The following is a 13497-nucleotide window of genomic DNA, read 5'->3' as shown; positions in this document are numbered from 1 at the left end:
TGTTATAGGAGGTAGTATTATGGATAGTAAATATAATGCAATTGATCTAACTGTTAATGAAGAAAGGTTAAAGAATGTAGTAAAGAGGGCAAAAGATAGAGGTATCATCATACCTACTTTAGCTCAATTAAAAGACCCAAGTCTTATACCTGATGAAATAAAAGAAAAGTTAAAGAATGTTGGTTTATGGGATATTAATCCATTAAATCTATTTAGGATTGGATGGCATAATGATACGAAAGAAATGGGTGGGTTATATAAAGATGTCAATTATCTATGTATTCCTAGTGAAATCTCTGGTGTAAAGGCTAAGATAATAGCATTGTGTGGTAAATGGTTTCCAACAGGTTCACACAAGGTTGGAGCTGCATTTGGATGTCTCGTACCTAGACTTGTAACAGGACAATTTGACCCGACAAAACAAAAAGCTGTTTGGCCTTCTACTGGTAACTACTGTAGAGGTGGTGCTTATGATTCCGCTCTCCTTGCTTGTGAATCAATCGCTATTTTACCAGAGGGTATGAGTAATGAACGATTTGAATGGTTGAAGAATGTAGCAGGAGATACAATTGCTACTCCTGGAAGTGAAAGTAATGTAAAAGAAATATTTGATAAATGTTGGGAATTAAGGAATTCAGGTGAAGACCTAATGATTTTCAACCAATTCGATGAATTTGGAAACTATCTATGGCATCATGAAGTAACTGGTAAGGCCATTGAAGAAGTACTTGATATAGAAATGAATGAAAATAGTAGATTCAAAGGATATGTTAGTGCAACTGGTTCTGGAGGAACAATTGCTGCAGGTGATTATCTCAAGAAAAAATATCCGAACCTAAAGATTGCAGCTAGTGAAGCACTACAATGCCCTACTATATTTAGTAATGGTTATGGTGAGCATCGAATAGAAGGTATTGGAGACAAACATATACCTTGGATTCATAATACCAAAAATACAGATGCTGTTACTGCAATAGATGATGAAGCTCCAATGAATTGGATAAGAATGTTCAATGAACCAGAAGGTCAGAAAGTTTTAAAAGCTAATGGTGTAAGCGATGAGATGATTGAGCAATTAAATCTAGTAGGTATTTCAGGTGCTGCTAATATTATATCGGCTATAAAATTTGCTAAATACTTCGAATTGACAGAGGACGATATCATAGTTACCGTGTTAACTGATTCAATTGATATGTATAATAGTAGATTAGTCGAACTTAATGAAGAAAGAGGTTCTTTTACTTCATATGATGCTTATGGTGTAATGGAAAGATATTTTAAAGGTATTAACACTGATTACTTCAAAGAATTAAATTATAGAGATAGAAGAACTGTTCATAATCTTAAGTATTATACTTGGATTGAGCAACAAGGCAAAACATATGATGAAATATTGGAACAATGGTATAATGATGATTATTGGGCTAATATAACTAAACAAGTTGACAAACTAGATGTTTTGATAGAAGAGTTTAATGAAAGAGTAAGACAATGTGAATAAAGAAGGTATGTGTATGTATGATTTAGGTATAATTAATGGTAATTTGTATATCAATGGAAAATATGAAAATAAGAATTTATACATAAATAATGAAAAAATAGCTAAGATATCTCATGAGAATCTAGAGTGCAAAGAATATTGTGATGTTAAAAACAAAAAAATATTTCCAGGTTTCATTGATCCACATGTTCATTTTGAACTAAATGTAGGTAAATACACATCATGTGATGATTTCTACACAGGTTCTGTAAGTGCAGCTTATGGAGGTATAACCACTATTATTGATTTCCTGGATCCTATAGCTACTGGAGCTGAAATAGAATCAGCTCTTAATGAGAGAAAAGAATTAGCTAAAAAAAGTATTATTGATTATTCTTTTCATGTAACCATAAGAAATCCAGTAAATGAAATTGATAACATTGTTGATGAAATGAAAAGACTACAAATACCAACTGTAAAACTATTCACTACATATTCTGAATCAGATAGAAGAACTTACGATAAAGAAATAACTCAACTACTTAGATTAACGAAAGAAAATAATATATTAGTTTTGGCACATATAGAAAATGACAATCTAATTACTATAAAGCCTACATATGAAGTTGTTGATCTACCTAAAAGCAGAAGTTCAGAATCTGAACTAAAAGAAGCATTGAAATTAGCTGGATTCACTAAAGATTTTAATGGAAGATTATATATGGTTCATCTAAGTAGTGGTAATACTTTAAAGGCGCTAAATGAATATTACCCTGATATACTTAATAAAGATTTTATGATTGAAAGCTGTCCTCATTATTTTAATTTTAATTCTGATAAATATTCACAAGAAAAAGGATTTTTATATGTGATGGCACCACCACTGAGAACTGAAGAAGAACGTGAATTATTAAGAGCTAATTTTAATTATATTAACACTATTGGTACAGATCATTGTCCTTTCATTAGTGAAGAAAAAGGTAAAGAAAAATTATCGGATGTACCAATGGGTGTAGGTTCGGTGGAGCATTCATTCAATATTATGTATAACATTTATAGAGATGAAGTCATTGATAAAATGACGATAGGTCCTGCCAAAATACATGGACTATATCCTAAAAAGGGTGTATTAGCAGTAGGTTCAGATGCAGATATAGTTATTTATGACCCCTCAGCAACATATATAATAGGTGAGGACCATTCTACTTGCGATTATAGCATCTATGATGGTAAAGAAATTAATGGTAGAATTGAATCCACAATTAGTAGAGGTAAGTTCATTATCAAAAATAATGAATTTATTGGCGGTAAGGGTAAATACTTGACTAGACAGATATTATAAGAAGAATTAATCTACTGTTTCTGAAGGAGGTAGTTATGTCAATTGTTGAAAAGGTAAAAGTTGCTAGAGGTGATAAAAAAGCTGAATTTGTTCTTAAGAATTGTAAAATTGTTAATGTATTCAACAGTAAGATAGAAAAAGGTGATATTGCTATAGAAGAAGGCGTCATTGTTGGAATTGGTGAATATGAAGGAGTAAAAGAAATTGATGTTAAAGACAGATATGTTTGTCCAGGATTCATTGATGGTCATGTTCATATTGAATCATCTATGTTGACACCTCCAAGGTTTGCCAAACTTGTTATGCCAAAAGGAACTACAACAGTTATAGAAGATCCTCACGAAATAGCAAATGTCTGTGGATTGCCTGGAATTGATTTCATGCTAAAAGCTAGTGAAGAAGTACCACTTGATGTATATGTCATGTTACCATCTTGTGTTCCTTCAACTGAGTTCGAAAATTCTGGTGCTGTATTATTAGCTAAAGATTTGCAACTTATGAAAGATAGAAAAAATATATTAGGACTAGGCGAAGTCATGAATTATCCTGGAGTCATTTCTTGCAATAAACACGTATATGATAAACTGGATTTAATGAAAGATATGATAATTGATGGTCATGCACCTGGTGTGATGGGAAAAAGATTGAATGCATACATAACTGCTGGTGTAATGACAGATCATGAATGTACTAAAGTTGAAGAACTAGAAGAAAAAGTATCAAAAGGTATGTATGTTCATATTAGAGAAGGATCAGCTACTAGGAATCTAAAAGATCTTATAGCAGGTGTCACACCACAAAATAGTCGTAGAATACTTTTTTGTACAGATGATAAACAGCCTTATGATATAGAAAAAGAAGGTCATATCAATTATAATGTAAGATTAGCAATAGAACATGGTATTAACCCAATTATGGCTATTCAGATGGCTACAATCAATACTGCAGAATGTTATGGATTAAAAAACAAAGGTGCTATAGCACCTGGATATGATGCCGATATAATAATTCTCGATGATGAATTAAATAAAATTAATATTTCAGATGTATACAAACAAGGGAAATTAGTAGCCAAAGATGGTGAAGCTTTATTTGATATAGAAATCATTGAAGATCCTCGTGTTCTAGATACAGTTAAACTAGAGGATATTGATAATATATCTTTCGATATACCTCTAAAATCATCAATTGTTAAAGTGATACAGCTCATAGAGCATAATATTATCACTAAAAGTGTAGTTCGCAAAGTAGACGTTGAAAATAATAGTTTCAAATATAATAGTAAGCTTGATATATTAAAATTGGCTGTTGTAGAGAGACATAAAAAAACTGGTAATGTGGGGCTGGGATTAGTTGAAGGTTATGGACTAAAAGGAGGAGCTGTTGCTCTTACCATTGCGCATGATTCTCATAATATTATTGCAGTTGGAGACAATGACGAAGATATGAGAGTTGCTATTAGAGAATTAAAAAGAGTAAAAGGCGGTATCACTATATGTGCTGGTGGTTTGGTATTACAGACTTTACCTTTAGAAGTCGGAGGACTCATGACAAATGCTTCAGTAGGTGTTGTTGGAAATAAGATAAAAGAAATGGATAGAATAGCTTTGGAAAAAGGTGTTAATCCTCACATTGATCCGTTCCTGACATTAGCATTTTTAGCATTACCAGTTATACCAGAGTTAAAGTTAACTGATTGTGGGTTGTTTGATGTAGACAAATTCACTTTTGTAGATATTGAGGAATAAATAATACATTTTCATGGGATATTGGTACGGAGGTGAAATGATTCATGAAGTATGTGAAGAATTATAGATGTACACTATGTGGTAGAGAATATAGTAAAGATGAGAAAATATATACTTGTCCTGAATGTGGAGATAAAGGTATATTGGATGTGGAATATGATTATGATAGGTTGAAAAAAGTTCTATCCAAGTCATATTTTGAAAATAATAAAGATTATACAATGTGGAGATATAAAGATATTATGTCTATCAGGGAAGAAGATATCAATAAGACTCTTAAGGTAGGATGGACACCTTTATACAGGTCAAATAACTTAGAAGATAAGATTGGTATCAAGGAGTTATATATCAAAGATGAAGGATTAAATCCAACTGCTTCATTAAAAGATAGAGCGTCAGCTGTTGCTGTTGTTAAAGCATTAGAGAATCAGGCTAAGACTATTGCGTGTAGTTCTACTGGTAATGCGGCTTCTTCTTTGGCTGGTAATGCGGCTAGAGTAGGTCTTTCTACTGTTATTTTTGTTCCTAAGAGAGCGCCACAAGGTAAGTTAGCACAGTTATTGATTTATGGAGCAAAAGTTATTTCTGTTGAAGGTGACTATAGAGAAACTTTTGAATTATCGAAAGAAGCTATTGACCATTGGGGGTGGTATAATCGTAATGCTGCAATAAATCCTCATTTGGTAGAAGGCAAAAAAACCGTAGCAATGGAAATTGCAGAGCAGATGAAATGGCAAGTTCCTGATTGGGTTGCAGTATCTGTTGGCGATGGCTGTACTATTGGAGGGGTATATAAAGGATTTTACGATTTGTTAAATATAGGTTTAATAACTCGTATCCCTAAGATATTAGGTGTTCAAGCCGAAGGGTGTTGCCCGTTTTATACAGCTTATACCCAAAATGAACCTCTTAAACCTACGGAAGAAAATACTATTGCTGATAGCATATCTGTTGGTATACCTAGAAATCCTGTTAAGGCTTTGAATGCTGTTAAGAATTCAAAAGGTACATGGATAACTGTATCTGATGAAGCTATACTTGAAGCTATGAAGACGCTTGGGTCTTCTGAAGGCATATTTGGTGAACCAGCTGGTGTTACAGGTTTGGCGGGTGTCATTAAAGCTGTTAAAGATGGTATTATAACTAGTGATGAAACAGTTTCCATTATTATAACAGGTAATGGCTTGAAAGATGTGAAAAATGCTCTTAAGGCTGCTGGAAATGTTGTTAAATGTAAACCTGATATCGAACAGTTGAAGAAATACTTGAAATAATTTTATTTGTACTATATATATTGGACTTAAACATATATACACCATTTCAATAAGTTCAATATATTTTCCTTGATTCAACATATATCATAGTTAAAATGCAAATATGGGAGGTGTGATATGACTAATATTAAAGCGCTAAAAGGTCATATCATTTATACTGAAGTAAAAGATAAGTTTGAAATACATGAAAATAGTTACATAGTTATTGATGATAAAAAAATTGTAGGTATTTATAAGGAATTACCTGATATTTATAAAGATATAGCAGTTATTGATTATGGTTATAATTCAATAATAATTCCAGCATTCATTGACTTACATATTCATGCACCGCAATATCTACAAATGGGAATAGGCTTGGATCTTGAATTGATTGAATGGTTAGAACAATACACTTTTAAGTATGAGGCACTATTTTCTGATGTGAATTATGCTAAGAAGCTATATCCTAGATTTGTTAATGCTCTTTATAGAGAAGGTACTTTACGTTCTTGTATTTTTGCAACTATACATAATGAAAGTACAAAGGTGTTGATAGATGAATTGAAAAAGAAGAAACTATCAGCATATGTTGGAAAAGTGAACATGAATCAAAATGCACCTGAGAATCTTTTGCAATCTACAGAATGTTCCATAGAAGAGACTAAAGCATTTATTGATGATAATGATAATGATGAAAATTTAATCAAACCTATAATTACTCCTAGATTTGCACCATGTTGCACTAGTGAATTACTTGAAGAACTAGGTGAATTATCTACCCAAAAACAAGTTCCAGTACAAACCCATCTTTCAGAAAACAGAAGAGAAGTGGAGTGGGTTAAATCTTTATTTCCAGATAGCAAAAATTATTCTGATATTTATAAGAAACATCATTTATATGGTAATCAAAAAACCATACTGGCGCATTCCATTTACTTGACGGATGAGGAAATTGATATGGCTAGAGAAGATAAGAATATCTATCTAGTTCATTGTCCTAATTCTAATAGCAATTTATCTAGTGGGATAATGCCTGTAACATATTTTCTAGACAAAGGCATCAATATTGGTTTAGGTACAGATATTGGAGCCGGAAATAAGATAAGTATGAAAGATATGATTACAAGCGCTATACAATATTCTAAGATAAGACATGTATATAATGAGGGAGAACGTATACTGAGCCTTCCTGAAGCATTTTATCTAGCGACTAAAATGAACGGTAGTTTCTTCGGGAAAATTGGTAGTTTCGAGGAAGATTATTATTTTGATGCTTTGATCATTAAAGATCCTGACCCTCTTATAAGTTGTTTAAGCCCATTAGAGCGATTACAGAGATTCTTATATTGTGGAGATAGCAGTAGCATTGTTGAAAGGTATTTAGAAGGAGAAATCATTTAATTAGGGTAAAGATTTGACGGTAACTATATTTTAGCTACCGTCTTTTTTTATTTCATAATTAAATTCTTCTTTTGCATATGAAACAGAATCAGTACTATATTAATTCACGAATTCAATAGATGTAACATTTCTAAGACCAGGTAATAACATATAATCATTACGAGTACCTGTCACTAAGATCTTACGTCCTAAGGCATTAGAGTTTTTATTAGGGCTGAATTCATTCCTCATACTAGATTCTAATTTAACAGCTATAGTTTGGGCTTGAGGATCATTAGTATCAGCAACTTTTATTGCATAGATACCATTAAGATCACTAACAATATAGCCTCTAAGGGTAACTTCAGTACCATTAGTTTCACTAAGAGCTTCTGCTACAGTTAAGGCTGTTGGTCCACCTGAATCAACAAATTCAATTGAGGTAACACTTTTCAATCCAGGAAGTAACATATAATCGTTGCGAGTACCTGTTACCAAAATTTTACGTCCTAAGGCATCAGGATTATTAAGAGGACTAAATTCATCTCTCATATTGGATTCAAGTATAACAGCTATAGTCGTAGCTTGAGGATCGTTAGTATCAGCAACTTTCACAGCGTAGATACCGTTAAGCTCAGAAACAATATATCCAGTAAGAGTAACCTGTGTACCATTAGATTCACTAAGAGCTTCTGATACAGTTAGAGCTGATGGATTACCTGAATCAACAAAGTCAATAGAGGTAACACTTTTTAATCCAGGAAGTAACATATAATCGTTACGAGTACCTGTTACCAAAATCTTACGTCCTAAGGCGTCAGGATTATTAAGAGGACTAAATTCATCTCTCATGTTAGATTCCAGTTTGACAGCTATAGTTTCAGCTTGTGGGTCATTGGTATCAGCAACATTCACAGCGTAGATACCGTTAAGGTCAGATACAATGTAACCGGTAAGAGTAACTTGTGTACCATTAGTTTCATTAAGTGCTTCTGCAACAGTTAGTGCTGAAGGTTGGGGATTACTATTTATAGTAGTTGTTTGACCATTAACTATATTATATGTTCCAGTATAATCATTTTTTAATACACCATCAGTACCATATAAAGATAATGTTATACCAGTATCTTCTTTAACTGCAATATTGACTTGACTAGAAGAATCAATCATCGCAGTACCTAGAATAACACCATTTTTAGATGCTGCTATTATTTCGCCTGTATTTCCAGTTATTGATCCTTGTAAATAACCATAACCAGTTGATAAACCAGTAACTGTTTTAGTATCTTTATTAGAACCATCGGCTTTAATTCGTATTTTTATTGGTGGATTTGCCACAGAAACTATTCTAGCAGTAACAGCAGATGGTAATGGAACAGGAACAGTGTTATATCCTGAAGAAGTCCAAGTACCATTTAGATAAAGCTGTCCTTGTTGAGTTCCTCCATCTTGGTAAGCACCGAATAATGGATTAGTAGCATCTCCTGTAATAGATATTGCAAAAGCTTCATTTTCATAAACATAGGCAGGATATAATGCAAATGAAGCAGAGTCAGTAGGTCCGCCAGTTGATGGATGTGGTGCACCATAAGAACCATCTGCGAAAGTATCTGTATTCCATGGATCATATCCGCCTGATGGATTAGTCCAAGGTTCTGCTTGCTGTTCAGCATTCTCAATGGTTGCCATTGGAGTTGGTGTAGGAATACCGGCATCATGATTAATTCCATCGAATCCTACATAACTTTCTGGAGTCGCAAGCCAATTAACTATGTTAATACTTAATGTTGCTGCATGTCCAGTATCGTTCCAACCTGGCCATGTAGATTTGGTTGAACCATCACTTTCTCTTAGATATTTTGGAGTAGAGTCTTCTATAGGGGAAGAATCACCAATAAAAGCGGCTTTTCCTAAGCTTGGTTTAGATATAGCAACATAGGCTCCTTCATTCTCTCCGCCAAAATATAAACCAGTATCTGCTGAATGAGACCATGCTGTAGGATTATCAGTAGATGAAAAATATACTATACCTTTTGCTTTGCTACCGTCAACAATAGAAAGGGTAGCACCAGCAGCCATAAGTATAGGGGATACTCCTGTTGTTAATCCTTCTGAATATGTAGTGGATTTTATTCCAGAAACGCCGCTCAAGCAATCTATGGCATTAAATCTAAATCTTAAACCGAATGTTTCAGCTAACCATCCTGTATTTGCTGAACCCGGATTCCTCATATCTCCATATTCTGAACTCATGTTATATGCTATATCAGTTGACCTATTATAACCATTATATACTTCAGTTGAATCCCATGTATTAAGATTTCGATCAGCATTATAATGGTCTCCTATAAGATATATTCCTTTTCCAGAATTTACGAATTGTTCTAAAGCATCATATTCCGATAACATAAGTGGTCTATTAGGTTCAGCCATTACAAAAACATCTGCATCTTGTATAGCAGAGTAGGTGATGACACATTCATTAATAGCCACATTACCAGGTTGTCTATCGTCATAAAACCTGATAATTCCATCATTGTTCTTATCAATGCCTCTGTATTCTCTTACAGTATAACCTTCATTAACTAATGCGTCGGCAAAACTTGAAAATGCACCGTCAATAACCCAGTCTGCACTACCAGAAGTACCGCCATGAGAAGTATCAAATAGTATTAATTTTCCATTGTCATTAGTAGGCGAAGGTGTTTTTTCTGGGATAATATTATTCCATGTGTATGGTGTAGAGGTAGCACTTGCTGCTAATGTACTAAGGTTTTGATTAGGAATAAAATAAGATGTCAGTAGAAGTGATAAAACTAGTACCCAAAGAAGTTTTGCGAATTTAGAAAAATGTTTAAACATAAAACTAAAACCTCCTTAATTTGGTATGCTTTTTTAAAAATGCGACAAATTATTGGTGCATTAGACAATTAAGTGTTATATTTTAATGAACATTGTCTATATATTTTATTATACAACAAAACAGACATACTTGCAATTTTGTAATGTTAAAAATATAATTTATTGACTTCGTTGTAGATAAAATTTATAATTACTAATGGAATATTATAACGTAATATGAGGAGGTTATAGAAGCATGTACAAAACTAGAAATATATATAATAGTATGTTACTGATAATTATCATATTGACTATAATATTAACTATAGTAGCATGTAGCGATAGCAATAAGGATGATTTAGAAGAATCTAATAATGATAAAGAGTCTTTACAAGTTGAGAGCAGCGAAGTAATCGACAAGGAAATTACAATGGAAACTAATAGTAAATCAAATGATGAAAATAGTGATTTAATAACGTTAGATAAACAAGATGTGAAACACATTGTTAAAGAAAACAAAAGGGTTACTAGGTATTATGAACTATCTAAAACTAATGTTAATAATATTGATAGTATTTCTATAGATAAGGATAGATTTATAATAAAATCCACTAATATAGACCGAAATAAAATTGAACTAATTAATGAAACTTGTGGTGATGAAAACATAACATCCTTTACTAAACAAATAAGCAATGACCAAAGCATATTTTTTGCCGGATATTATAGTATAGGGATCAATTCAAAAGAAGGAATAAAAATCTATTCAATGTATGTAGATGATGAAATCAATCTGTACGAACGATTATTAAGTATTGATCTGACTAATGCTATTGGAATGAAGTTAATTGATTTTGATGATTTGTATTTTTTGGAGTACGAAGAAAATAATTTTACTCATTTGATCTCTTATAAACCTTATGATGCTAATCAATATAAAATGTTATTGCAAGGAGATATCTTGGAGATTAAGAAATTGGTGGATGGTAATTTCATTATAGTAACACAGAATAAAAATAAACTCATATTTAACCTGATAAATGAAAAATGTGAATTGATAAAAGATACAGAATTTGATTTGGATGATAAATTAGAATATAAAGGTATCACACAAAATGCTTATAATAGTCTTCATCTGTATCTTAACTATAAGAATAAGAATGAAAGTCAGATTATAAATATTTATATTAATAGTATGGATGTAAATACACAATTTGCTGTTCCCTATAAATTCGAACATATTTTAGATGTAGATAATACATATATATTCATAGTCAATGATCAATCTGGAAATAAAAGTTTAGTTGTATGTGATAGAAATTATACTGTTCTAGATGAAATTGATTTTGGTATTGATAAACTCAGTACAATTAGTAATCTTCAATTTCATAAAACTTATGATGTCCCCCAAGCTTTTATAACAGGAGTGGTAGAATATAATAATAAAAATTATTTCATAAAAATAGAATTAAATAAGATAGAAGATTACAAAACATTGATTATTCCGTCAAAAAGCCAACGAATCAATATTGATAAAGATAATCATATTTATTACACTTCAGATATTAATTCAAATGATGGGTTTGCATTTATTAATTTCAATACTAAAAGAAGTATTGATGTAATATCTGATTCGCCATATTTCATTTTAGAAAATGGGCTTTATCGTAATATCAATAATTTAATAACTAAAATCAAAGATATAGATCTTAGTAATAATGGTTTAAAAGCATTCAAAATTGGAGACGACTGTTATTGCTTCTATAATTATGGTGAATATCTTTTTACAAATAGTTTAAAGGATAATAAAAATGTTGAAATATTTTATGATTCAGTTTTAATAAATAGCTTACCACCAAAAAGCATATATATTGATAAGTCCAATAATGAAGCGTTGATTAAAGATGAAATTCATTTATACACTTTGAGTTATGATAACAACAAAAAAATTATTTGTAATAATATTAATGAATTAGGATTAAATGATGAAGAAATATATAAGGAAAATTCTATCATCCTAATTTATGATGAAAATTCAATATTCAGCTATGATAAGATGAATAACAAATTGATAAAATCTGATTTTAGCGAACCTATTAGCTGGTTTAAAATATATTTCAGTGATAATGATATTATCATATATTCTAATGATAGTATGTATAAATATAGTGCCCATACACAAAAATTAACAAAGGTAAATATTCCTGACAATGATAGTTCACCATACATTAGAGAAGAAAATGGTTATTTAAGGGTTGATGATTATTATTATGATACTGTAAATGGTAATTTAAAATCTTATAGATTAATTGAACCTAAGAAGTTTAATGGTGCTATTGATAACAAATATTATTATCCTACATTAAATTTTGAGATGGAAAATACTTCGCCTAATGAAATTATCTTGTACTCAACTCCTTTTATAAATTATAGTATAGGTAATAAGAGAATAAAACTTATAGATTATAATACTAAAGAACGGATAACATATATACTTGAATATGAAAGTAATAATCTTTATAAAATAAAAAATAATACTTTGATGAAAATATCCAATGAAAATATTAGGAATTATGATATTTCAAAAGATTATCTTGCATATACTTCAAACTTGATAAATGAAAATTTATATTTAAAGAATCTTATAAATAATAAACAATATATAATTAATTCTGGTTCAGTACTAGATATTGGTATATGTAAAGAAAATGTGTATTTTCTAGATGTAGATGATAATAATATATATAAATACAATATTAATAACAAAGCAAGCAAACAGTTAACTAAAACTAATGATGTTAAAAAAATATATTATACAGACGAATACATCATTTATCAGGAGCCAGATAAATTTTACATTATGGATAAAGATAGTTTTGGGTTTATTGATTCTATGGAAGGTAATATAATGGTCATAGATGATGATAAGAATAGAATATATTATGATAATTTTGTGCTTACATTAGTTTATGATCTCGACTCAAACATTAATGAAATATATGCTACTACTGATTTAGATTGTGATGGATTGCTTAATGATAAATTAATAGGAGAAGTATATTATGATGGACCTGGTGGAATTGGAGTTATAACTAAAGGTGATTTTGATTTTTATAAAGATGGAAATAAAGATTATAAAATAAATGAAAAATATTCTATATCTGATATAGGAGTTATGTACGGGTTAGTGTATTATATATTTGAAAATGATACTCTGAAGTATCATAAACTTGTTGATTATAATAATTATGTAGAGGATGAGGGTAAAATCTATCTTTATTATGATGATGATAATATTTATTATAAATGGAAAGAATCATATTCTAGTGAAGATTATATATGGGTTCAATATAATATCTCTACTGGTAATAAACAATCGGTAGAAACAATTGATAAAACTAATTTAAATGTCGTTTCAGGAGTACCTAGGGGCGCTTAAGAAAAATAAAA

7 protein-coding genes are annotated in these 13497 nt (G+C 30.9%); 6 read left to right on the top strand and 1 reads right to left on the bottom strand.

Annotated elements, in window-relative coordinates; translation table 11 throughout:
- The first annotated feature begins 19 nt into the window (after positions 1–19).
- From ACX6CF_RS22080 to ACX6CF_RS22060, 5 genes are all read left to right on the top strand, one after another.
- Entirely contained in the window at positions 20–1501 is a 1482-nt protein-coding gene (locus tag ACX6CF_RS22080) for a pyridoxal-phosphate dependent enzyme (protein WP_458787541.1), read from the top strand.
- Positions 1494–2822: an amidohydrolase family protein gene (locus tag ACX6CF_RS22075; protein ID WP_458787540.1), complete on the top strand. Its 1329-nt coding sequence runs from the start codon at positions 1494–1496 to the stop codon at positions 2820–2822. The genes ACX6CF_RS22080 and ACX6CF_RS22075 overlap by 8 nt, the downstream gene beginning before the upstream one ends.
- Before the next feature lie 35 nt (positions 2823–2857).
- A complete protein-coding gene (ade, locus tag ACX6CF_RS22070; RefSeq protein WP_458787539.1) occupies positions 2858–4570 on the top strand; it encodes an adenine deaminase in 1713 nt (570 codons plus the stop codon).
- A 44-nt stretch (positions 4571–4614) separates the two neighbouring features.
- Positions 4615–5844 (top strand): threonine synthase, encoded by a 1230-nt coding sequence (gene thrC / locus ACX6CF_RS22065; RefSeq protein WP_458787538.1) that lies wholly within the window; start codon positions 4615–4617, stop codon positions 5842–5844.
- A gap of 117 nt (positions 5845–5961) precedes the next feature.
- Positions 5962–7227 carry an amidohydrolase family protein gene (locus ACX6CF_RS22060; RefSeq protein ID WP_458787537.1) on the top strand — a complete coding sequence of 422 codons (1266 nt, stop codon included), beginning with the start codon at positions 5962–5964 and terminating at the stop codon, positions 7225–7227.
- A gap of 99 nt (positions 7228–7326) precedes the next feature.
- Here the strand turns inward: ACX6CF_RS22060 and ACX6CF_RS22055 are convergent, their stop codons facing one another.
- A complete protein-coding gene (locus tag ACX6CF_RS22055) occupies positions 7327–10068 on the bottom strand; it encodes a DUF6359 domain-containing protein (protein ID WP_458787536.1) in 2742 nt (913 codons plus the stop codon).
- A gap of 235 nt (positions 10069–10303) precedes the next feature.
- Between ACX6CF_RS22055 and ACX6CF_RS22050 the strand changes: the two genes are divergently transcribed.
- On the top strand, positions 10304–13486 hold the full coding sequence (locus ACX6CF_RS22050) for a hypothetical protein (RefSeq protein WP_458787535.1): 3183 nt from the start codon (positions 10304–10306) through the stop codon (positions 13484–13486).
- Positions 13487–13497 lie beyond the last annotated feature (11 nt).

The organism is Vallitalea sediminicola (genome assembly GCF_054408565.1).
This window is presented reverse-complemented; position numbering and strand designations above follow the sequence as displayed.

Excerpts from the sequence above, each read along its gene's own strand:
- thrC (WP_458787538.1), top strand. The coding sequence starts at position 4,615 with ATGAAGTATGTGAAGAATTATAGATGTACACTATGTGGTAGAGAATAT.
- ACX6CF_RS22055 (WP_458787536.1), bottom strand. The coding sequence starts at position 10,068 with ATGTTTAAACATTTTTCTAAATTCGCAAAACTTCTTTGGGTACTAGTT.
- ACX6CF_RS22050 (WP_458787535.1), top strand. The coding sequence starts at position 10,304 with ATGTACAAAACTAGAAATATATATAATAGTATGTTACTGATAATTATC.
- ACX6CF_RS22060 (WP_458787537.1), top strand. The coding sequence starts at position 5,962 with ATGACTAATATTAAAGCGCTAAAAGGTCATATCATTTATACTGAAGTA.
- ade (WP_458787539.1), top strand. The coding sequence starts at position 2,858 with ATGTCAATTGTTGAAAAGGTAAAAGTTGCTAGAGGTGATAAAAAAGCT.
- ACX6CF_RS22080 (WP_458787541.1), top strand. The coding sequence starts at position 20 with ATGGATAGTAAATATAATGCAATTGATCTAACTGTTAATGAAGAAAGG.